At 64.3% G+C, this 22,196-nt stretch carries 20 protein-coding genes, 1 pseudogene and 1 riboswitch; of the genes and pseudogenes, 10 read left to right on the top strand and 11 right to left on the bottom strand.

Features of this window, described 5'->3' with window-relative positions; genetic code table 11:
• Window positions 1–19 precede the first annotated feature (19 nt).
• Window positions 20–943 (top strand): LysR family transcriptional regulator, encoded by a 924-nt coding sequence (locus CLU94_RS24830; RefSeq protein ID WP_099667595.1) that lies wholly within the window; start codon window positions 20–22, stop codon window positions 941–943.
• A gap of 3 nt (window positions 944–946) precedes the next feature.
• On the opposite strand, the gene CLU94_RS28490 is transcribed toward CLU94_RS24830, so the two are convergent.
• The 3 genes from CLU94_RS28490 to CLU94_RS24820 are packed head-to-tail and all read right to left on the bottom strand — an operon-like array spanning window position 947 to window position 4,314.
• Complete coding sequence (locus tag CLU94_RS28490) at window positions 947–1,090, bottom strand: hypothetical protein (RefSeq protein WP_180278766.1); 144 nt, start codon at window positions 1,088–1,090, stop codon at window positions 947–949.
• The gene (locus CLU94_RS24825; protein WP_143451533.1) at window positions 1,087–1,851 is read right to left on the bottom strand and encodes a hypothetical protein; all 765 of its coding nucleotides are present in this window, start codon (window positions 1,849–1,851) and stop codon (window positions 1,087–1,089) included. The genes CLU94_RS28490 and CLU94_RS24825 overlap by 4 nt, the downstream gene beginning before the upstream one ends.
• A gap of 39 nt (window positions 1,852–1,890) precedes the next feature.
• Window positions 1,891–4,314, bottom strand: a complete 2,424-nt coding sequence (locus CLU94_RS24820; protein WP_099667593.1) for a DNA internalization-related competence protein ComEC/Rec2 — start codon at window positions 4,312–4,314, stop codon at window positions 1,891–1,893.
• Between the two features lie 183 nt (window positions 4,315–4,497).
• On the opposite strand from CLU94_RS24820, the gene CLU94_RS24815 reads away from it, so the two are divergent.
• Entirely contained in the window at window positions 4,498–5,331 is an 834-nt protein-coding gene (locus CLU94_RS24815; protein ID WP_099667592.1) for a class I SAM-dependent methyltransferase, read from the top strand.
• Window positions 5,332–5,400: 69 nt separating this feature from the next.
• On the opposite strand, the gene CLU94_RS28175 is transcribed toward CLU94_RS24815, so the two are convergent.
• Both CLU94_RS28175 and CLU94_RS24810 read right to left on the bottom strand, forming a co-directional pair.
• A complete protein-coding gene (locus tag CLU94_RS28175; protein ID WP_143451532.1) occupies window positions 5,401–5,583 on the bottom strand; it encodes a hypothetical protein in 183 nt (60 codons plus the stop codon).
• Entirely contained in the window at window positions 5,580–5,930 is a 351-nt protein-coding gene (locus tag CLU94_RS24810) for a glutaredoxin family protein (protein WP_099667591.1), read from the bottom strand. Before CLU94_RS24810 ends, CLU94_RS28175 begins: the two co-directional genes overlap by 4 nt.
• Between CLU94_RS24810 and CLU94_RS28170 the strand changes: the two genes are divergently transcribed.
• Complete coding sequence (locus tag CLU94_RS28170; RefSeq protein ID WP_143451530.1) at window positions 5,910–6,275, top strand: hypothetical protein; 366 nt, start codon at window positions 5,910–5,912, stop codon at window positions 6,273–6,275. The two genes, CLU94_RS24810 and CLU94_RS28170, sit on opposite strands and share 21 nt — an antisense overlap.
• A 320-nt stretch (window positions 6,276–6,595) precedes the next feature.
• Entirely contained in the window at window positions 6,596–8,587 is a 1,992-nt protein-coding gene (locus CLU94_RS24805) for a helicase-related protein (RefSeq protein WP_099667590.1), read from the top strand.
• Between the two features lie 10 nt (window positions 8,588–8,597).
• Here CLU94_RS24805 and CLU94_RS24800 read toward each other — a convergent pair whose 3' ends face one another.
• From CLU94_RS24800 to CLU94_RS24775, 6 genes are all read right to left on the bottom strand, one after another.
• The gene (locus CLU94_RS24800) at window positions 8,598–9,071 is read right to left on the bottom strand and encodes a T6SS effector amidase Tae4 family protein (RefSeq protein WP_180278765.1); all 474 of its coding nucleotides are present in this window, start codon (window positions 9,069–9,071) and stop codon (window positions 8,598–8,600) included.
• Window positions 9,072–9,166: 95 nt separating this feature from the next.
• Window positions 9,167–10,405 (bottom strand): PQQ-dependent sugar dehydrogenase, encoded by a 1,239-nt coding sequence (locus CLU94_RS24795; RefSeq protein WP_257218986.1) that lies wholly within the window; start codon window positions 10,403–10,405, stop codon window positions 9,167–9,169.
• A 4-nt stretch (window positions 10,406–10,409) separates the two neighbouring features.
• Complete coding sequence (locus CLU94_RS24790; RefSeq protein ID WP_099667588.1) at window positions 10,410–11,207, bottom strand: TatD family hydrolase; 798 nt, start codon at window positions 11,205–11,207, stop codon at window positions 10,410–10,412.
• 9 nt (window positions 11,208–11,216) lie between these two features.
• Window positions 11,217–11,942 carry a lipoprotein-releasing ABC transporter ATP-binding protein LolD gene (gene lolD, locus CLU94_RS24785; RefSeq protein ID WP_035819561.1) on the bottom strand — a complete coding sequence of 242 codons (726 nt, stop codon included), beginning with the start codon at window positions 11,940–11,942 and terminating at the stop codon, window positions 11,217–11,219.
• A 16-nt stretch (window positions 11,943–11,958) separates the two neighbouring features.
• Window positions 11,959–13,224: a lipoprotein-releasing ABC transporter permease subunit gene (locus CLU94_RS24780; RefSeq protein ID WP_034788539.1), complete on the bottom strand. Its 1,266-nt coding sequence runs from the start codon at window positions 13,222–13,224 to the stop codon at window positions 11,959–11,961.
• A 32-nt stretch (window positions 13,225–13,256) separates the two neighbouring features.
• Window positions 13,257–14,534 carry a lipoprotein-releasing ABC transporter permease subunit gene (locus CLU94_RS24775; protein WP_099667587.1) on the bottom strand — a complete coding sequence of 426 codons (1,278 nt, stop codon included), beginning with the start codon at window positions 14,532–14,534 and terminating at the stop codon, window positions 13,257–13,259.
• Between the two features lie 160 nt (window positions 14,535–14,694).
• On the opposite strand from CLU94_RS24775, the gene CLU94_RS24770 reads away from it, so the two are divergent.
• The 6 genes and pseudogenes from CLU94_RS24770 (at window position 14,695) to CLU94_RS24745 (ending at window position 22,194) form a co-directional block, all read left to right on the top strand.
• A complete protein-coding gene (locus CLU94_RS24770) occupies window positions 14,695–15,741 on the top strand; it encodes a hypothetical protein (protein WP_099667586.1) in 1,047 nt (348 codons plus the stop codon).
• Window positions 15,738–17,438: a single-stranded-DNA-specific exonuclease RecJ gene (gene recJ, locus CLU94_RS24765; RefSeq protein WP_099667585.1), complete on the top strand. Its 1,701-nt coding sequence runs from the start codon at window positions 15,738–15,740 to the stop codon at window positions 17,436–17,438. Before CLU94_RS24770 ends, recJ begins: the two co-directional genes overlap by 4 nt.
• A gap of 103 nt (window positions 17,439–17,541) precedes the next feature.
• Window positions 17,542–18,129 carry an RDD family protein gene (locus CLU94_RS24760; RefSeq protein ID WP_099667584.1) on the top strand — a complete coding sequence of 196 codons (588 nt, stop codon included), beginning with the start codon at window positions 17,542–17,544 and terminating at the stop codon, window positions 18,127–18,129.
• A 17-nt stretch (window positions 18,130–18,146) separates the two neighbouring features.
• A pseudogene (fos, locus tag CLU94_RS24755) lies at window positions 18,147–18,555 on the top strand (fosfomycin resistance glutathione transferase).
• 275 nt (window positions 18,556–18,830) lie between these two features.
• A riboswitch (cyclic di-GMP riboswitch) is annotated at window positions 18,831–18,917 on the top strand.
• A gap of 83 nt (window positions 18,918–19,000) precedes the next feature.
• Window positions 19,001–21,619: a S53 family peptidase gene (locus tag CLU94_RS24750; RefSeq protein WP_099668482.1), complete on the top strand. Its 2,619-nt coding sequence runs from the start codon at window positions 19,001–19,003 to the stop codon at window positions 21,617–21,619.
• A 137-nt stretch (window positions 21,620–21,756) separates the two neighbouring features.
• Window positions 21,757–22,194 carry an MbcA/ParS/Xre antitoxin family protein gene (locus CLU94_RS24745; protein ID WP_071076812.1) on the top strand — a complete coding sequence of 146 codons (438 nt, stop codon included), beginning with the start codon at window positions 21,757–21,759 and terminating at the stop codon, window positions 22,192–22,194.
• Window positions 22,195–22,196: the final 2 nt, after the last annotated feature.

Here is a 22,196-nt window from a genome sequence, read left to right as displayed (position 1 = left end):
TTTTGCCGGGAGTCACGCAATGTCGATGAAACTGATGTGGGAGATCCGCGCCTTTTGCACCGTGGTGGAAAAGCGCAGCTTCATCCACGCGGCGCGCATGCTGGGGCGCTCGCCGTCAGCCGTCACGCGCGCCATCCAGTTCCTCGAAGACGCCATCGGCGCCGAGCTGATCCTGCGCACGCAAAAGCAGTTCACCCTGACGACGGCCGGCGAAACGTATTACGCGTCGGCCAAGCACTTGCTGGAAACGCAGGCCGAGGCGGAAGACCAACTGGCGGAACTGAGCAATTCCCCGCAAGGCTGGGTACGCCTGTCGGCGCCGGAAATCCTCTCGCTGGGCTTCCTGCCGAAAGTGGTGGCGCAATTCTCGCGCGACTACCCGAACGTGTCGGTGGATATCCATTTCTCGGACAAATCCATCGACCCCATCCAGGAAAAGCTGGACTTTGCCATCCGCGGCGCCTTTCCCCAGTCCAGCGAGCTGATCGGCTACCCCCTGTGGAATTACCGCCGCTACATGTACGCCTCGCCCGACTATATAGAACGCATGGGTGCGCCCGGGGAACCGGAAGAGCTGGCCGGCCACGACATCATCATGCACTCGGCCCCCCGCATCCTGCGCGACTGGCATTTCGTTTCCAGCGAACGCAACGTGCGCTACCAGGTGCAGCCCCGCTTCCGCTTCACTTCCGGCATCGCCACCTTCCAGGCGGCCCTGGAAGGCGCCGGCATCGTGCGCCTGGCCAGCTGGCTGGCCGAGCCAGCCGTGGCCGCCGGCACCCTGCGGCGGGTCTGCACGGCCTACCGCCTCACGTCATCGAAGGAGCTGGACCCCAGCATCCATGCCGTGTACGGCACCTCGCGCATGGCCAAGGGGGCGCGGTTGTTTCTGGAGTATGTGCGCAAAAGGGGGATGGAGATACCGGATGAAAGAGAAAGTTAGGGTCTATTGCGCCACGATGGCATCGCCATACACGGCGAACTGCGCGCCGTCGAAGGCAAAGACGGCCACCTCGCGCATGGCAGCGTACAGCAGCGCCAGCAAGGCCTGCACCACAGACGCCTGCGCGGTCGCCGCGCGGAACGTCAATGCACAACTGCACAACTCGCCGTCTTATTGGCCCTGGCAGCATCCGCCACCTGTAAGGCACTCCGCCTGACATCTCCCCACAAATACAGTATTAGAAAAATGCCCACCAGCGGAAAAATAAAGTGCAGGACCTCATACTTTTTTTGCAAAACAGGACAGTCTTCGCCAGCGCAACGCTTATTTCGCCATAGCCCCACCACGCCGTAGCGACACAAATAAATAACTGCGTTCATCGTCACTGCGAGTAGCCACACTATCAAAATAACAAGGAGGCTGCCCAACCATTGCCTAACATTCGATAGAAGACTCTTGGTCAGCACTTCCGAAAAGACGAGCGACAATAACATCCCGGTGGTCATTGACACTGTATGCGAGATGCCATGTATGACAGGCACTAGTACTTTCTGCCTTAAAAAATGCCCCCACTCTGCAGCCAACAACATGGTGCATGACACCAGGAATAGGACAAGACTGGACAGCGGCGAGGGAATGGCCATGTAATGCGCAATAAATTCCCCTTGTAACGACTTGGCCATGTCACTGACAAGCTGATCGCTCGTGAATTGCAATCCAAATAAGACCAAACCAGTAAACAAGCCACTCGCAATACCAATACCCGTATGCTGTATCGCCTGCGCCAACGCTGGTGAAATCATCTCCACTTGACATAACCATTGATTCGACTGAATCGAACGCAAGCGCCGGTAAAGGTCGTCGACTTTCGTCAGCAAACGCTCGAAACGATTGCATTCATCGCACATGATCGGCCTCCTGTCCCGTATCCGATGAGGTGTATTACTTTATCGGCCATGCCAGTAGCGCGGCCGGCTGGCGCGGTACCGCGTCACCTCGATATTGTCCCCAAACGCCAGCGCCACTGCCCCCTCCACATCCGTGCGCAAGCGGGTAATGCCCATGTCGCCATAGCGCGCATACACCTGCGCCTTCGGATGTTTATAGCGGTTGCGGTGCCCCACCTGGAAAATGGCCAGGGTCGGATGCACGGCGCTCAAAAACGCCGGCGTGGAAGACGTGCCGCTGCCGTGGTGCGGCGCCAGCAGCACGTCGGCCGCCAGTTCGCCCTCCATCGAGCGCGCCAGCAATTGCGCTTCCTGCGCCGCTTCGATGTCGCCGGCCAGCAAGATCGAGTGCTTGCCTGCCGTGATTTTCACGGTGCAGCTGCGGGCGTTCGGCGTCAGGCTGATGTCCGTATGGCTGGCGGGCAAGGGATGCAACATGGCGAAATGCACGCCTTCCCAGGTCCAGCTCTGGCCCGCCACGCAATGCAGATACGGGAGCCGGGCTTGGCGCCGAGCCTCGATGGCCGGGTGGCCGTCGAACAGGGACGAGGCCAGCCAGCCCACTTGCACGTTTTCCAGCAAGGATACGGCGCCGCCCGCGTGATCGAGGTCGCTGTGGGAAATGATCACGCCGTCGAGCCTGGCGATGCCGCGCGCGCGCAGGTAAGGCACGATGACCCTGCTGGCGCCATCGGAATCGAGGCTGTAGGCAGGGCCCGTGTCATACAGCAGGCGGTGACCGTGGGTTTCCACCAGCACGGCCATGCCTTGTCCCACGTCAAAGGCAGTCACCCACAACTGGCCCGGCGGCGGGCTGGACGGCAAGGCCGTCAGCAGCGGCAGCCAGCCCAGCATGCCTGCCCAGCGATGGGGCCATCCCCGTGGCGCCAGCAGCCATGCCGTGCCGAACAATGCCCAGCAAAAACTCCACATTGGCGGCGCGGGCGCCGTCCACACGGCAAAGCGGCGCGCACCCAGCCAGTCCAGCACCTGTGCCAGCATCTGCACAATGGCGTGCGCCAGCAGCAACAGTCCATCGGACAGGGGCGCGGGCAGCAGGCTGCCAAGCAGAGACAGAGGCGTGACGACCAGGCTGATGACGGGAATGGCCAGCGCATTGGCCACGGGAGAAACCAGCGACACCTGCGAAAACAGCAGCATCGTCAACGGTACCAGCCCCACCGTCACGACATACTGCGTGTGGGCGCCCAGCGCCACGGCCGCGCGCAGGCGGCGCCACCGGCCCCCCTGCAGCGGCATAGGCGCCGTGGCGCGGCCCGCCGTCGCATACAACATGGTGGCGACGGCGCCGAACGACAGCCAGAAACCAGGCCACAGCACGGCCCACGGGTCGAGCAGCACGACGACGCCCAGCGCCAGGCACAGCACGTGGCCTATGCTGGTGATGCGCCCCAGCCACAAGGCCAGCGCCACCACCAGCAACATATACAAGGTGCGCTGCGCAGGCACGCCGAAGCCAGCGAGCAGCACATACAGGAACGCTGCCAGCGCGCCGGCCAGCGCCGCCACCTTTTGCGCCGGCAGCCGCAAGGGCAGTTGCCAGTCGGTAAAAAACGAGCGCCGCCACAGCGTGCCCGCGCCCAGGGCGAACAGTCCCGCGATCATCGTGATGTGCAAACCCGAGATGGAGATCAAGTGGCTCACACCCGTGCGGTTGAATACTTGCCAGTCCGACTGGGGGATGGCGCGCTGGTCGCCCACCACCAGCGCCACGATCACGCCCGCATACTGCCTATCTTCCAGGCTGCGCAGTATGCGCGCGCGCAAGGCCGCGCGGCTCGCTTCCACCACGTTGCCAAAGCCGGGCACGAAGGTGGCAAGGCGCACATTCGGCGTATCGGCGCGCGGCTGCGGCCGCACATAGCCCGTGGCGCGCACGCCCTGCTCCAGCAGCCAGGCCTCGTAGTCGAAGCCCATGGGATTCGCATTGCCGTGCGGACGCTGCAGCCGCACGGTGAGGCGCCAGCGCTCGCCCGGCTGAACGTCGCCCACCTCGTTCGTCACTTCATCGCGAAAACCCGCATACCAGGACAAGGCGATCAAGGGAGGAACCTGCGCGCCAACCGCCTTTTCCACGGCAAAGTTAAAACGTACGCCCTGCTCGAAGCGGTACGGCAGGCTGGCGACGGTGCCCGTGACAACAATATCCTGCCCTTCATCGGCCAGCGCCAGTTGCGGCGCCATGGCGGCCTGGGCCAGCCAGGCCGCCCAATAAAAGCCCAGTCCTACGCCAGCGGCAAGCGAGATAACGCAGCGCCAGCCCCCGTGACGGCGCAGCGCCACACTCGCCGCCCACCCTGCGCCCGCGATCCCCCACAGCAGCACGCCCGCATGCGGCGGCAAGCTGGCCTGCGTCTGCAACCAGGCGGCGCCAGCGGCAAAGCCGAGTATCAGGGTGCGCATGGGAACTCGACGCGAAAGGGATTCAGCTACTGTGCCCTTTCCCACTTTTTGCCCTCTGATCTGGCGCAATGGTGGCGTGGATAAACGCGGCCCTGCACGCCATCCGCCGCCACCGCTGGCGACACTTTCCGCATGCTAAGATGACCATCCGGCGCCAAGGCGCCATGACTTTGCGAACCTTGCATGACACCACTGACTGAGGCCGAAACCTATTTGCAGGACTTTCATCAAAGGCAAGTGGGCGTCACCAGCGCCGCGTTTGCCCATCTGCCGGCCAGTTCCCGCACCGGCGGCTGGGCCTCGTCCTACGACGTGCTGACCAGCCTGATACCAAGCGCGGACACGCCATTGAGCGTGCTCGACCTGGCCTGCGGCGATGGCCATCTGCTGGGTTTGCTGGCAGCCAGGCGGCAGCCCCGGCTACAATTGCTCGGCGCCGACATGAGCGAAGCGGAACTGGCTGCCGCGCGCGCAGCCCTGCCCGCTTCCGTGCGGCTGCTGCTGGGACGCGCCCAGGCGCTGGACCTGCCATCGGCCAGCGTCGATTATCTCGTCTCGCACATGGCGCTGATGCTGATGGACGACATCGAACAAGTCGTGCGCGAAATGCGCCGCGTGCTGCGTCCCGCTGGCCAATTCGCGGCCATCGTCGGCCGGACATTCTTGCTGGGCGAAGTCAACGACGTTTTCATGCGCGTGTTCAAGCCGATCGCCAGCGACGCGCTGCCAAGCATGCGCTTCGGCGACCGGCGCGCTGGATCGGAAGCGGGCTGGCGCGAACTGCTCGATGCCGGTTTCGCAGACGTCGCGTTTGACGATATCGACGTGCCATGGACGCCAACGCCGGGCGAATTGTGGACCGCCCTGCTGGACACCTACGATATCGACCGCCTGGACGACGGCGCCAGGCGGCGCCTGCGCAGCGCGCTCATGGAGGCCATGGCGCCGCTGCAAGACGGCGATGGCAAGATCGCCACCGGCTGGGGCCTGCGCCTGGTATGCGCGCGTGCCGCCTGAACTGCCATCGGCGCCATGGCTTGCTGGCGTCGATGGCAACAGGCTACGCTAGCGGGCTGCGCTCTCCTGTCAATTGCAGCCTTGCTGGCAGGCGGACCGCTCGGCGCCGCACTCGGCTTGAGACGTACCGCTGGCAATGCAAGCCCGCCATTCGGCGGCGCAGGCGCTATAGCAGCTGGCAAAGGCTGGCGTCGCAGTCACGGCTAAACCGAGACCGGTCGCAAAAAGAAACGCAGCGAGCTTTTTATTCATGGTGTTCTCCTCAAGTCGGATGGCTGATGAATCCCTGCGCGCGCCATCCTCCGGCGCAGGGCCACATACACAGGTATGTCTTGGTTCATCGCTAGCTGGCTGTGCGTCAGCGCGAAGTGGAAATCCTGGAGATAGGCGCGCCCTTTCGCGCAATAAGGACAGGTCTGCGTGCCATACACAACAACCTTGGTGGCGGTGCCGGCAAAATACGCGCTGCGATTCCTTTCGCCATACGCACGCTGCAGCCGTTCATATAAATTCGGCACGCCCCAGCCGATAGCAAGACCGCCAGCGAGAATAATGCCGCATATCGCCGTCGATTTCAGATGTTTTTGAAAACATGCCAAAATTTCCTCGAAAAATCTGAGGCCATGATCAGCTCACCATTATTAATTGTCAAGATAATTCAATTCATTTCACCCCGCTGCACAATTGCTCATGCAATCAACATTGCAGGCGCGGTTCGCTCACTGTGCGCCAGGTTGAATTTCAAATCTGCAGTCTCGGTGGCCGTCATCGGCGCGCCGGCTGCCGCTGGCGCCATTGGAACAACGCGGCGCTTATTTATTGCCGATGCACGCAAGCGAATATGTGCAAGCCTGCCCCGCAAAAAAACAATCTGCACGCCATGTAAATATCGTCGCCATGCGCTGATAGAAACAGACTCTCTGCCACCATCAATGTTAAGATAATTTATATTCCACAATTAAATTAAAAAAATAGACATTATTAATAAAAATATATTTGATAATTTTTCAGCCGGATATAAGCGCAACAGGCAAAAACCGGCAAGCGCAAACCGTCAGATATCGCCAGCCCATTTCGCATCCAGGCAACCTGATTCGCGATACCGTGGAAGCGCTGTTTTCCACGCTTGCCGGAAGCTTATCCAGCCCAGGCATCACCGCTTTCAAGATCAGCGCTGCTGCAGCGGCCGCACCGCGCGCCGGACAAAATCTTTACCCTGCGCACGGTATAATCGGCCTCGCTTACTTCAACACCCAGGCACGACATGACTTCCTCCGCACTTCCTCCCGACACTTCCACCGACCTTTCCGACAGCAGCGAAGACAATAACGACGCCACCCTGGTCGCGGAACTGGGGGAACTGGCCGAGCATATCCGCCTCGTCAAGATGGAAGGCCGCGTCTTCGTGCGCTTTTCCGGCGTCGTCAAGGCGGGCCACCTGGTGGTGCCGTATGCGCTGGTACCAAGCCAGGGCGTGCTGGCGCGGCCGGCCAAGTGGCGCAAGATGGACCGCGAAACCAAGCTGGCCCTGGTGCGCGAACGGGCCAGCGCAGCCGTCTTCGAGGAGCTGCGCCAGCACGTGATCGATTTCGTCGCCGATATCGCGGGCTTGAGCGAGGACGTGGACACGGACCCGATGGTCTTCCTGCACACGCTGGCCGACATGCAGACGTCGGAGCCGGCCGGCATGGTGTTCGACCGCATCCGCCAGCGCTTCAATCACGCCATCGAGCGCCAGCAGGAAGAACAGCATGCGGCGCGCACGCGCCAGAGCATCAACCTGGCCGAATATCCCGCCTCGTTCGAGATGGCGCGCCGCCTGCCGCGCCGCTTCGTCGCCCTGCTCGGGCCCACGAATTCCGGCAAGACGCACCGCGCCATGGAAGCGCTGGTCAAGGCAAAGAGCGGCATCTACCTGGCGCCCTTGCGCCTGCTGGCCCTGGAAAACTACGAACGCCTGCAGGAAGCCGCGCCGCATGGCAAGCCGCTGGCCGTGAGCCTGATCACGGGCGAGGAACGCAGGGTCGTCGACGGCGCCACGCACGTGGCCAGCACGGTGGAAATGCTGGACACGAAAACCGTCGTCGAAGTGGCCGTCATCGATGAAATCCAGATGCTGGCCGACCCGGACCGGGGCGCCGCATGGACGGCGGCCGTCTGCGGCGCGCCCGCCCACACCGTCTACCTGGTAGGGGCGCCCGAAGCGCGGCGCGCCATCGAGGCGCTGGCCGAGCGCCTGGACTGCCCGCTGGAAGTACATGTTTTGAAACGCATGGCGCCCCTGTCGATGGAGCCGACGGCCGTGCGCAAGGTGCGCAACCTGCGCCGCGGCGACGCCGTCATCGCCTTTTCGCGCCGCGAAGTGCTGATGTGGCGCGACATGATCACGGAAACTGGCCTGTCGGTGGCCACCGTCTACGGCAACCTGTCGCCGGAAGTGCGGCGCGCGCAGGCGCAGCGCTTCCGCGACGGCACGGCCGATATCGTCGTCGGCACGGACGCGCTGGCGATGGGCCTGAACATGCCGATCGCGCGCATCGTCATGACCACCTGCGTCAAATACAATGGCCGCGAGGAGGAAGAGATTTCGGCCGCGCTGGCGCGCCAGATCGCCGGGCGCGCGGGCCGCTACGGCGTGCATGAAGAGGGCCTCGTGGCCGGCTACGACAACGAGACGCATGAAGTGATGCGCGCCCTGCTGAAGGAAAAGCTGCATCCGCTGAACACCAGCGGCTTTGCCGTGGCGCCGTCGCTGGAACACCTGCACCGCATTTCGTCGGTGACGGGCGAACTGTCGCTGTCGAAGCTGCTGCGCCGCTTCATCCACAATATCGACGTGCCGGATGGCTTTTTCTTCCCCCGCATCACGGAAGACCAGAAGGAGCGCGCCATCTGGCTCGACACCCTGCCCCTGTCCGTGGCCGACAAGTTCACCCTGTCGCTGGTGCCGATATCGAGCAAGGTGCCGTCCCTGCAAACGGCGTGGGAACACTGGGCGAAGAATCTGTCGCAGGGCAAGACGTCTACCTTGCGCCAGCACGCGTATGGCGGCGGCACGCAGAATCTGCAGCAGGTGGAAGACACGTGCCGCTACTATTCCGCGTATGCGTGGCTCAGCTACCGCCTGCCCGAATTCTTCCCCGATATCGCCGTGGCGCAAAACCTGTCGCGCGATGCGTCCGAGCGGGTCGATTCCATCCTGCGCGCGCACAATGCGGCTTCGCGCGGACGCTCGAAGAAGTTCAAACAAGCGTAGAAAGCATGCGTCAATGGAGTGGCCAGAACCAGACCTCGCCACACTCCCAGTAGCATTCGGTGCCGCACTCCTTGACGCCGATGGACGGCAGCAGGATATCGATATGCCCGCCCGCGCCGCCCAGGTAGCCGGGAATGCGGAAGAAGGCGACGAGGCCCTGGCGCTGGCCGATGCCGGCGATGGCGGCATTCCTGGCGAATTTTTCGGGCGCGCCGAACATCGACGGGCTGGCCAGCATGTGCGCCAGCTTGGCCTGTCCCGGTTCGATCAGCGCGCCCTTGAACGGCCCCTTGCGGATGGCCATGCGGCCCCGGACCTGGACGCCGGCCTTGATCAGGGCCAGGCTGACGCGGATGGCGCAGGTATTGGCAAAGCTGTCCTTGCCGATCAAGTCTTCCCAGCCGATTTCGCCGAACAAGGCCGCCTGGTCGACGGCCGCCACGCTCGAGTAATTTTCACGCAGATTGATGAATGCGGGTTTCACGCCGGCCTCCCGTTGCCCCTGGACGATAGGGAACCTCAGGCCGATTGTAGGAGGATGCGGCAGCCCCCGCACTGAGCGAGGTCAAGCGATATGCATTACGGTTTGCCCGCCTCGTAATGCAGTTTCAACACCAGCCCATTATGGTCATCGGCCATATAGATATCGCCATCCTGCCCCTGCTTCACGTCGACGGGTGCGCCCCTGCCCTGCTTGCCCTTGCGCTCCCAGTTGCCGATCAACTCGACGGACTTGCCCAGCGGCGCGCCAGCCTTGTCGGGCAGCAGGGCCACCAGGCGGTGGCCATTGCTGCGGTAGCCGTGGTAGCCGATGATCAGGCTATTCTTGTACAACGCCGGGTAGCGGCTGGCCGTGTAAAAGGTCATGCCCAGCGGCGCGGCATGGCCGGGCAGCAGGCGCTGCGGCGCCGCATACTGGGCGTCGCAAGCCGTCTTCGGATATTCGGGACTGGCCACATTGTCGTCGTAGCAGTACGGCCAGCCATAGTGCCGGTCGGCCTTGATCAAATTGAGTTCTTCATGCGGCAGGTTTTCGTCACTTTTCAGCTGCGGCATGGCGGCCTGGATGGCATCACGCGAATTTTCCGCCTGCCACAGCTCGCCCGTGGCCGGATGGAAGGCCAGCGCCATCGAATTGCGCAAGCCGCGCGCATGCGTGCGCCAGCTCGTCACCGTGCCGGCCGGCCACGCCATCGTGTATTCGCGGATGGCGCCCAGCGCTTCCAGGCCTTCCGCCGAGGGACAAGCCTTGGCCGGATCGGGCGCCTTGCCATCGTTCTCGCAATGGTCGGTACTCGACCCCACGTTCACATACAGGTCGCCCTTGGGGCTGAAACGCATGTTCGTCAGCAGGTGCAAACCGAGGCCCGGCAGGCGCGGCGTCTTGGCCGTGCCGCCGATCACGTCGGTGATGGCGCGGGCCGGATCGCGCAAGTCGAAGCGGAAGATGCGCCCCACCTCGCCCACGTAGACCATGCCGTCCGGCCCCTGCACGATGCCGTTCGGGCGATCGAGCTTGTCGAGCAACAGCTTGCGCTCGTAGCCGCCACCGGCCGCCTTGGGCTGCAACAGCCATAATTTACCCTGCTTCGGCGCCCATCCCGCCATGTCCGTGACGACGATGTCGCCATTCGTCAGCGGCAGCACGCCGCGCGGGAATTTCAGGCCGTCGGCCAGCACGGCCACGCAAAAGCCGGCCGGCGTGGTGACGTCGAGGCGCGGCATGCCGTCGCACTGGGCGGCGGTCGCCGCCTGGACGGGCGCCAACACGGTGGACATACAGGCTGCCAGGGCGCCCGCAAGCATTTTCTTGTTCATGGTCTCACTCCATCAGGGGTAATCGGGGCATCACGGCGCGCGCGTTGGCGCCGGTGGCAAGCGCCACTTGCGCAATATCAAGGCCGCGCAGCTCGGCCAGCACGGCGCCGACGCGCGGCAATTCTTCGGGGCTGTTGCGGCCAGGGTGGATCCAGCTGGGGGAAATGTCGGGCGCGTCCGTCTCCAGCACGATGGCTTCCAAAGGCAGGTCGGCGGCCATGCGGCGTATCTGCAGCGCGCGCGTAAACGTCATGGCGCCGCCAAACCCCAACTTGAAACCGAGGTCGATATAGCCCTGCGCCTGCTGGAAGCTGCCGTTGAAGGCATGCGCGATGCCGCCGTTCGGGCGGATCTGGCGCGCGTGCTTGAGGACGATATCCTGCGAGCGGCGCACGTGGGTCAGCACGGGCAGGTCGAAGTCGCGGGCAATCTTCAGCTGCTCGCGCAGGAAATGCTCCTGTTTGACTCTCATGGCCGGTTCGCACAGCATGGGAATGAAGAAATCGAGGCCGATTTCGCCGATGGCGACGAAATTCGGGTCGGCCATGGCGGCTTGCACGGCCTCGCGCAGGGCGATCAAATCGTCGTCCGTGGCGTGCGGCACGTAGATCGGGTGTATACCAAGGGCATAGCAGGCGTTGGGCGCCGTTGCCGCCAGATCGCGCACGATGCTGAAATTGGCCCGTTCGACGGCGGGAATGACGATCATGCCCACGCCCTGCTGCTGCGCGCGCGCCGCCACCTGCAGCGATTCGCTGCCGAATTCATGCGCGTCGAGGTGGCAGTGCGTGTCGATCCACATGGCGAATTCCTAGTATTGGTACGGCTGCAGCCCTTCGTCCGTCAGGCGCAGCACGCGGTCGCAGCGCTTGGCCAGCTCGATATCGTGCGTGACGATGACGAAGGCCGTGCCCAGGGTGCGCGACAATTCCAGCATCAGGTCGAAAATCTGTTCGGCCGTGGCGTGATCGAGGTTGCCCGTCGGTTCATCGGCCAGCACGCAGGCCGGCTGCGTGACGAGGGCGCGGGCCAGGGCTACGCGCTGGCGCTCGCCGCCCGACAATTCGCCCGGCGTGTGCGTGACGCGCTTGGCCAGGTTCACGCGCGTGAGGATCTGCTGCGCCAGCTCGGTGGCGGGCGCGCGCTTCATGCGCCGTATCATCAGCGGCATGGCGACGTTGTCCAGCGCGGAAAACTCGGGCAGCAGGTGGTGGAACTGGTAGACGAAACCCAGCGAGGCGTTGCGCAAGTCGCCGCGCGCCTTTTCGCTGAGCGTGGCGAAATCCTTGCCCAGCAGGGTCACCTTGCCGCTGGTGGGCGTATCGAGTCCGCCCAGCAGGTGCAGCAGGGTCGACTTGCCGGAGCCGGAAGCGCCGACGATGGCGACGCGCTCGCCGCGGTGGACGTCGATGTCGATGCCGGCCAGGACCTGCACCTTGTAGCTGCCCTGCGTGAAAGTCTTGCCCAGGCCGCGGCAGCTGAGGACGGCGGAATCGGCGGAAGCGCCGTTGGAGGCAGGTTTGTTCAGATCGGTCATGGTCATAGTCAGTGGTTTATTCATAGCGCAGGGCTTCCGCAGGTTTCACGCGGGCAGCCCACCAGCTTGGGTACAGGGTCGCCAGGAAGGCGAGGATCACGGCCAGCACGCCGATCTTGGTGACGTCGGGCCAGCGCAGGTCGGACGGCACGGTGCTGATGAAATAGATGTCCTTGGAGAGGAACTGCACGCCCAGCAGGTGCTCGATGAAGGGCACGATGACGTCGATGTTCATGGCGACCAGCACGCCGCCGCCCACGCCCAGGATGGTGCCCAGGATGCCCACCAGCGCGCCCTGGATCATGAAGATCTTCATGATGGAACGGGGCGACGCGCCCAGGGTGCGCAAAATCGCGATATCGGCCTGCTTGTCCGTCACCGTCATCACCAGGGTCGAGACCAGGTTGAAGGCGGCCACCGCGATGATCAGGGTCAGGATGATGAACATCATGCGCTTTTCCGTCTGCACGGCGGCGAACCAGTTGGCGTTCAGCTTGGACCAGTCGCGCAGCCACAGGTCGCCCGGCATGGTTTTTTTCAGCTCCGCCGCCACTTGCGGCGCCTGGTTCATGTCGGCCAGGCGCAAACGCAGGCCGGACGGGCCGTCCAGGCGCAGCAAGCGCTGGCCGTCTTCGATATTGATGAAGGCCAAACCCGCGTCGAATTCATTGTGGCCCGCCTGGAAGATGCCGCTGACGGTAAAGCTGCGCATGCGCGGCAGCACGCCGGCCGGCGTGACCTGGCCCTGCGCCAGCATCAAGGTGACTTTTTCGCCCAGGTTGACGCGCAGCGCGCGCGCCAGTTCGATGCCCAGCACGATATTGAAGGTGCCCGGCTGCAGGGCCTTGAAGCTGCCCATGCGCGTCTGGCCGGCCACGTCGGAGACGTTCGGCTCTTCCTCGGGCAGCACGCCGCGCACGATGGCGGGACGCAGCGCATCGTCGCGCAGCAGCATGCCTTGCGTTTCCACAAACGGCGCGGCGCCTTTCACGGCGGGATTCTTGAACGCCTGCGCCGCTTCGGCGCGCCAGTCGGGCATGCTGCCGCTGTTGTCGAACACTTCCACGTGGGCCAGCACGGACAGCATGCGGTCCGTCACTTCCTTCTGGAAGCCGTTCATCACGGACAGCACGACGATCAGCGCCGCCACGCCCAGGCCGATGCCGGCCATGGAAATGAGCGAGATGAAGGAGATAAAACTGTTACGGCCACTGCGCTTGCCGGCCCGCGTGTAGCGCAGGCCGACCAGCCATTCGAAGGGCAAATTCTTGAAAATACTCATTGTTCAGGCGGTCTTTATCGTTTCTTGGAGTGTTATTCGTAGCGCAGCGCCTCGGCCGGCTTGACGCGCGCGGCGCGCCAGCTCGGGTAGATGGTCGCCACCAGCGCCAGGCCAAAGGCGATCAGGCCGATCTGCGCCACGTCCAGCCAGTGCACGTCCGACGGCACGGCGCTGATCTGGTAGATTTCCTTCGAGATGAAGTGCAGGCCGAAGATGCCTTCGATGAAGGGTACGATGACGCCCACGTTCAGCGCCAGCACGACGCCGCCGATCACGCCCAAAGCACTCCCCAGCAAGCCGACCAGCGCGCCCTGGATCATGAAGATCTTCATGATCGAGAACGGCGAGGCGCCCAGGGTGCGCAAAATGGCGATGTCGGCCTGCTTGTCGGTGACCGACATGACCAGGGTCGAGACGAGGTTGAACGCGGCCACGGCGATGATCATGCTGAGGATGATGAACATCATGTTCTTCTGGCTTTGCACCAGCGCATACCAGCTGGCGCTGGCGCGCGACCAGTCGCGCATCCACAGCTGGCCCGGCATCGACGCTTTCAATTCGCGCGCCACCTGCGGCGCCTGGTTCATGTCGTGCAGGCGCAAACGCAGGCCGGACGGGCCGTCGAGCTGCAGCAGCTGCTCCGCATCCTGCATGTTGACGAACGCCAGGCTGCCATCGAGTTCATTGTGGCCGGCCTCGAAGATGCCGGCGACTTTGAGCGCGCGCATGCGCGGCATGACGATGCCAGTGGCCGGGTCGCCCGCCTTCGGCTCGCGTTCCAGCATCAGGGTGACGTTCTGCCCCACCTGCACGCCCAGCGCCTTGGCCAGGTCGATGCCCAGCACGATGTTGTACGAGCCTGCCGTGAGATCCTTGAAACTGCCCTGCTTCATCTGGGAAGCCACGCTGGAGACGGTGGCTTCCTGCTGCGGCAGCACGCCGCGCACGACGGACGGGCGCATGGTTTCGTCATTGAGCAGCATGCCCTGGGTTTCCACGAACGGCGACACGGCTTTTACTTGCGGGTTGGCGTAGGCGGCGTGCTCCTGCGCCTGCCAATTCGGCATCGAGCCGCTGGTATCGAACACCTCGACGTGGGCCAGCACCGACATCAGGCGGTCCGTGACTTCCTTCTGGAAGCCGTTCATGACGGAGAGGACGACGATCAGGGCGGCCACGCCCAGGCCGATGCCGGCCACGGAAATGAGGGAGATGAAGGAAATGAAGCTGTTGCGGCCGCTGCGCTTCCCGGCACGCGTATAGCGCACGCCAACCTGCCACTCAAAAGGAAATTGTTTGATGATGCTCATGCGCTCCCGCGACAACGTAATATGCGAGCGCGCAGTGTGCCACACAAATGACACTCATGCGTGAAACACATCACCGTGGCGCGACTTTTCCCGCGCCCGCCGTCAAGGGAAAAAGCGCAGGAACTACTCCCCCACCGCCACAATCGCCTACAATCTCGGGATGAATCAACTTACCCTCGTCCTGCCCTTCGCCTTGCCCAATGCCGAACTGGCTGCCGACCTGCTCAAGGTCTTGCAGGCACCCGCCCTGGCGGCCCTGCTGTCGCGCACCTCGACTTGCAATTTGGAAACTTTTGACAACGCCAACCGCCTGCTGCCGCACGAAGCGTGGATGGCGCATGCCTTGACCCTGTCGCCCGCGCCCAACGGCGAGGCGGCGCAGGCGGCCTTTGCGGCCCAGGCCATGCGCGGCTACGGCCTGGCGCCGGAACCGGGCGCGCGCTACTTCCTGCTGCATCCGGCCCACCTGGCCATCGCCCGCAGCCATATCAGCCTGGAAGACTTGCGCCAGCTCAAGCTGAGCGAGGCCGATGGCCGCACGCTGTTCGAGACGGCGCGTCCGTATTTCGACGAAATCGGCCAGCCCCTGGCGTATGGCGACGCGGGCACCTGGTTCATGCGCGCCGATGGGTGGAGCGACTTGCAGTGCGCCACGCCGGACGCCGCCACCACGCAAGACCTGTCCGTGTGGATGCCGGAAGGCGAGCATGCGCGCGCCGCGCGCCGCCTGCAGAACGAAGTGCAGATGCTGTGGCATGAACATCCCGTCAACGCGGCGCGCGAAGAACGGGGCTTGAAAGCCATCAATTCCTTCTGGATCTGGGGCGGCAGCCTGGCTGCATCTGCGCGCTGCGCGGCCAGCCTGCATACGAAGGACGCGCCCGGCTGGCTGGCCGCGTTGGCGGAACCGGCGCGGCGCGACGCCAGTCCAAGCAGTGTGCTGGCGGACCAGAGCGACGCCATCGTCGTGCTGGGCGGATTGACCGAAGCGGCGCAGGCGCAGGAATGGGGCATGTGGCTGCAACAGTTGCAAGCGCTGGAAACCCACTGGTTCGCGCCCCTGCTGGCGGCCGTCAAGGATGGCCGCCTGGGCCAGTTGCGCCTGGTGCTGAGCCACCGCGACGCCTGGCTGGATTGCACCACCAGCAAGCATGCGCAGCGCAAATTCTGGCGCGCGATCACCCTGAACAAGTTGAAAGCATCATGACCCGTACCCGCATCGCCACCCGTCCCTGCCCTTACCGCGAATCCGAATTGCTGCGCCAGGGCGGCATCCACCCCGTGCTGGCCCGCTTGTACGCGTCGCGCGGCCTGTCCGACGCGAAAGAGCTCTCGATCGAGCCGAAGGACTTGATACCGCCGTCCGGCTTGCTGCACATCGGCGCGGCCGGCGTCTTCCTGGCCGACGCCATTGCCGCCAAGAAACGCATGGTCATCGTGGCCGACTACGATTGCGACGGCGCCACCGCCTGCGCCGTCGCCATCCGCGGCTTGCGCGCCATGGGCGCCGACGTCGACTTCATCGTGCCCAACCGTTTTGAATACGGTTACGGCCTGACGCCGGAAATCGTCGAGCTCACCGCGCGCGAAAAGTCGCCCGACATCATCATCACCGTCGACAACGGCATCGCCAGCATCGACGGCGTGGCCGAGGCCAACCGGCGCGGCATCCAGGTGGTCGTCACCGACCACCATCTGCCGGCCGACACCCTGCCCGATGCGGCCGTCATCGTCAACCCGAACCAGCCCGCCTGCGGTTTTCCGTCGAAGCACCTGGCCGGCGTGGGCGTCGTGTTCTACGTGCTGCTGGCCCTGCGCGCCGAGCTGCGCCGGCGCGGCATCTTCGATGCGCAAACGCAGCCCAAGCTCGACAACCTGCTCGACCTGGTGGCCCTGGGCACGGTGGCCGACGTGGTGCGCCTCGATACGAACAACCGCATCCTCGTCGCGCAAGGTCTCAAGCGCATGCGCAAGGGCAATATGCATGCGGGCGTGGCCGCCCTGTTCCGCGTGGCGGGCCGCGAAGCGCGCAGCGCCACGCCGTTCGACCTCGGTTTTGCCCTGGGACCGCGCCTGAATGCGGCCGGCCGCCTGCAAGACATGTCCCTGGGCATCGAATGCCTGGTCACGGACGACGAAGGCCGCGCCTGGGCCCTGGCCCAGCAACTCAACGACATCAACCTGAAACGCCGCGAAATCGAGGCGGAAATGCAGGATACGGCCTTGCTGCACCTCGATGCTTTCGAGCCGGCCAACAGCAGCACCATCAGCGTCTTCGACGAATCCTGGCACCAGGGCGTGATCGGCATCGTCGCTTCGCGCCTGAAGGAAAAGTTTTATCGTCCGACCATCACGTTCGCACCGGGCGCCGACGGCTGGATCAAGGGTTCCGGCCGCTCGATCCCCGGTTTTCACTTGCGCGACGCGCTCGACCTGGTGTCGAAACGGGCGCCCAGCCTGATCGACAAGTTCGGCGGCCACGCCATGGCGGCCGGCTTGACCATCCGCGCCGACGCCTTCGACGCCTTTTCCCAGGCCTTCGAAGCCGTGGGCCAGGCCTGGCTCAGCCAGCAACAGCTGGAACGGGTGGTGGAAACGGATGGCCCGCTGGAAGACGCGTATTACACGACGGCCTTCATCGAGCTGATGGATGAGCAAGTGTGGGGCCAGGGCTTCGCCCCGCCCGTCTTTTGCGACGAATTCCGCGTCGTCAGCCAGCGCATATTAAAAGAGCGCCATTTGAAACTGTTGCTGGAAAAGAACGGCGTGCGCTTCGACGCCATCTGGTTCGGCCACACGGACGCCCTGGGCGAGCGCACGCGGGTCGCCTTCCGGCTCGATGCGAATGAATACAATGGCACGACGAAAGTGCAGTTGATGGTGGAGCATGCTGAACCTGCCTGAGCACGCGGCATGCAGCTGTTGCCCTGCCTCAAACATGCGCCAGATAGTCAACATTCCCCCTAAGTAATAGCGTATCTAGTCATACAGGCAGCCGCCGGTTGCCATGACTGGGAGGAAATCACATGGAATACGGGGGATTCTGGCGCCGCGTGGGCGCGTTTTTATCGATACGGCCATCATGCTGCCGCTGGTCCTGCCGATCGTTTATCTGGGGCTACCCTGGAGCCAGTCATTCCTGCTGTACTGGTTTTTGCCCGGTCTGGCGCTCAACCTTGCCTACAATGTTTACCTCGTCAGCCGTTTTGGCGGTACACCCGGACAGTTGCTGTGCAAATTGCGGGTGCGCATGCTCGACGGTGCGCCAGTGACGCGTCAGGCGGCGCTGCTGCGCTATTCCGTAATGCTCACGCTGACAACACTGGCTGCCATCGCTGGCATTATTATTACCTTGCGCATCGATGAAGGCGCCTACGCTGCCATGACCTTCACGCAAATATCCGCCCACATAGCCCGTCTTAAACCCGGCTGGTCTGTGACGCTCGATACGCTGACGCAACTATGGATCTACAGCGAATTCGTGGTGCTATTATTTAACAAGAAACGCCGCGCCCTGCAGGATTTCATGGCCGGCACGGTCGTCGTCAAGCTGCCTGCCCGCGCCGCGCAGCCGCTGCCCTCCCCCTCCACCTGAAAGAAAGCCAAACCGTCGTGTTGACCGGCCTGAACCACCTCACCCTGTCCGTGCGCGACCTGGCGCGCAGCGTGGCCTTTTACCGCGACACCTTGGGCCTGCGCCTGCATGCGCGCTGGGACAGGGGCGCGTATCTGTCGGCCGGGGATTTGTGGCTGTGCCTGTCGCTGGATGGACAGGGCACGACCGCGCTGGCCAGCCCGGCCTATATGCACTTTTTCCATTGCCCCGGAAGACTTCGCCGCCTTTGCCGCCCGCCTGCGCGCCGCCGGCGTGCCCGAATGGCAGCAAAACCGCAGCGCCGGTGATTCCCTGTATTTTCTCGACCCGGACGGCCACCGGCTGGAAGCCCATGCTGGCAGCCTGGCGCAGCGGCTGGCGGCCTGCCGCGCAGCGCCGTATCCGGGCATGGTGTTCGAGGATTGAGACCGGCAAGATCGAATATTCAGTAAATTCGTTAAATTCATTAGAAAACAAAAAGTGCAAGCGCCGTTGCCGTGAAAAAACACTGTCACGCCTCGGTATACCCTTGATAACCTTGCCTTTAAGACTTAATCAGGCTGACAAGATTCCATCCATAAATAGGCAAATTTGCCACATTTTATTGCATAAATAAAAATATTGATTGAAAATAGTTAACACTTATTTGGCAAATTCACTAAAATCGATGACGCATCAAGAAATTCCCAATGATGCATGATCAGTTTTGAGGGCAAACCCGTCGAAAGGCGGGGACGCAAAGCCACCGGCCTACCGCGCGCAAGCGCCACGGCAGCGGGGCTGCCAATGCAGGGCCGGGACCGCCAGCGCGCGGCGCCAGCCTGGAAGCATTGTCGAGATGTGGCCCTCGCCCAACTCGGAGAGTTTCGCCATGAAAAAAATCATCCCCCCGCATCACCGTCACGGGCGCCTGCTGCTGGGCGCCACAGCCGCCCTCCTGCTGGCCGCTTGCGGCCCCGGCCAGGAGACTTCCACGCCGCCCGCCGCCATCGCCACGGCCGCGACACAGTTCGCCGTCGAGGTGCCCGTCGTCCCCGCCGCCGTCGGCGCGCTGGTGGTGCAACCGATGTTCCATGCGGCCCCGGCCCTGCTCGATGCGCCCGACGGGCGCGACAGCGCCAACAGCAGCGGCTCGGCCCACTGGCGGCCGCACTTGCAAAACGTGCCCGGCGCCATGCGGGAAATGACCACGCGCCGCCTGACGGCGCAAAAAATCGCCGCCTCGGAACAGGCGGCACAGGATATCGCCCCCTTGCTGGACGGCGGCGCGGGCGACATCGCCGCGCCCATGGCCGGCAGCAGCGTGGTGGCGACCTATTCTCCCGCGCAAATCCGCGCCGCCTACGACTTGCCCGCCCTGCCGGCGGCCGGCACGGCGCTGACGCCAGCCCAGGCGGCCCAGCTGGGCGCGGGACAGACGATCTACATCGTCGACGCCATGCACAACCCGAACGCGGCGGCCGAACTGGCCATCTTCAACCAGAAATTCGGCTTGCCCGGCTGCACCACCAAGGCCATCGCCACGAATGCCACCCTGCCCCTGCCGCCCGCCCCGGCCAGCGGCTGTGAATTTTCTGTTGTCTACAACACGCCATCGAGCACCATGACGGCCACGGCGCCCGCGTATAACTCCGGCTGGGCCATGGAAATCGCGCTCGACGTGCAGTGGGCGCATGCCACGGCGCCGCTGGCGCGCATCGTGCTGATCGAGGCGCCCGACGCTTCCATCAACAGCCTGCTGGGCGCCGTACGCCTGGCCAACCAGATGGGGCCCGGCGTCGTGTCGATGAGCTTTGGCGCCGCCGAAGGCAACTGGACAGCATCCGTCGACAGCGCCTTCACGGGCAAGAACATGAGCTACCTGGCCGCCACGGGCGATTCGGGCAGCGGCGTGTCCTGGCCGTCCGTGTCGTCCAACGTGCTGGCCGTGGGCGGCACCACGCTCAGCTACAGCGGCAGCGGCGTGCGCAGCGAAACGGCCTGGTCCGGCACGGGCGGCGGCATCAGCGCCTATACGGCACTGCCCGCCTACCAGACGGCCAGCGTGCCCGGCCTGACCAACTTGCTGCGCCGCAACGTGGCCGACGTGGCCTTCAATGCCGACCCCGCCACGGGCCAGTACACGGCCGTGATGACACCCGGCAGCAGCACCGCCAGCTGGCTCAGCATCGGCGGCACCAGCCTGTCCACGCCGCAATGGGCCGGCCTGGTCGCCATCGCCAACGCCAGCCGCGCGCTGCAAGCGAAGGCGGCGCTCGGCTTGCCGCACAACATCTTGTACGGCCAGATCGCCAGCGTGCCCGGCACCTTCGCCAGCAGCTTTGCCGACATCACGCGCGGCAGCAACGGCACCTGCAGCGTGTGCACGGCCAGGGTCGGCTATGACCCGCTGGGCGGCCTGGGCACGCCGAACGTGAAAAGCCTGCTGGCCGGCCTGTCGGGCACGCAGACCGCCCCCGCCGCGCCCGTGGTGGCGCCGGCCAGCATCAGCGGCGCGGCCGGCAAGCCGCTGTCGTTCACCGTCTCGGCCACCGCTGCCAATCCCCTCAGCTACAGCATGCTGGGCGCGCCGGCCGGCATGAGCATCGCCACCACGGGCGTGGTCAGCTGGGCCGCCCCCGTCGCGGGCACGTATGCCGTGACCATGGTGGCCAAGGATACCGTCAGCGGCCTCAGTGGCCAGGGCGTGTACGCCATCGTCATTACCCCCGTCGCGCCGCCCGTCGTCGGCGCCGGCGCCATCACGGGCAAGGTTGGCACGGCCCTGGCGTTCAATGTCAGCGTCTCCGCCCCCAATCCCGTCAGCTACACGCTCGCCGGCGCACCGGCCGGCATGACCATCAGCAGCGCCGGACTGGTGAGCTGGGCCGCGCCCGTGGCCGGCACCTATGCCGTCACCGTGACGGCCACGGACAGCAAGACTGGCCTGAGCGGCAAAGGCATCTATACGGTGGCCATCGCCGCCCCGCTGCCCCCCGTCGTCACGGTGGCCAGCGTGAGCGGCAAGCCGGGCGTGGCCCTGTCGTTCACCGCCACGACGGTGGCGCCCAACCCCGTCACGTACAGCCTGTCGGGCGCGCCGTCCGGCATGACCGTCAGCGCCGCCGGCGTCGTCAGCTGGGCCAGCCCCGTGCTGGGCAGCTACAGCGTGACCGTCATCGCCAAAGATACCAAGACGGGCTTGACTGGCCAGGCCGTGGCCACGGTGAAAATCTCCGCCGCCGGCCCCACGATCAGCGCCGCCGCCATGACGGGCGTGGCCGGCAAGGCCATGAGCGGCAGCATCGTGCTGACGGCGCCGGGCGCGAACGCCCTGTGGATCTCCATCCTCGGCGCGCCGCTGGGCATGCAGTTTTCCATGAGCGGCATGACCATCACGGCCACCTGGCCGCAACCGGTGGCCGGCAGCTATGCGCTGAAGGTCGTGGCGCTGGACAGTAACGGCTTGACGGCGCAGCTCAACGTGCCCGTCACCGTCACGGCCAGATAAGCGAACGGGGCCCGCCAACGGGGCGCACCGGGACTCCCGTCCTGGCGCGCCCCGTTTTGCATGCGCGCGGCCGTTGCAACGAATCCAGAAAAGGAGTATAAATAGTCCATATACAGAGTTTTAATGAAGGATATGCCATGAATCTCGCCTACGCCTACCCCAAGAGCCGCTTCGAGCCGGCCGTGCTCGTCGACCTGAATGCCAAAGCCGAGCGCGAGCGATTGTCGCAGGCGGCCTTGAAAGGATTTTTCAAGCTGGCCGCCGCCTGGAAGCTGCGCGACGACGATGCGCGCGAATTGCTGGGCGGCCTGTCCAGCAGCGCCTGGTACGAGTGGAAGAAGCACCCGGACCGCGTGCTGGAAGTGGACCGCATCACGCGCATTTCCTATTTGCTGGGCATCTACAAGGCCTTGCACATCCTGTACGGCGACAAGCTGGCCGACGAATGGGTGAGTTTGCCCAACAAGAATCCCATCTTCGGCGGCCGCACGCCCCTGTCGCAGATGCTGGCCGGCGGCTTGCTGGCCATGCAGACGGTGCGCAAGCTGCTCGACGCGCGCCGCGGAGGGCTGTGATC

The organism is Janthinobacterium sp. 13 (assembly GCF_002749695.1).
Taxonomy (GTDB): domain Bacteria; phylum Pseudomonadota; class Gammaproteobacteria; order Burkholderiales; family Burkholderiaceae_D; genus Janthinobacterium; species Janthinobacterium kumbetense.
The sequence above is the reverse complement of the archived record's forward strand: the minus strand, read 5'-3'. Positions and strand labels throughout refer to the sequence as shown.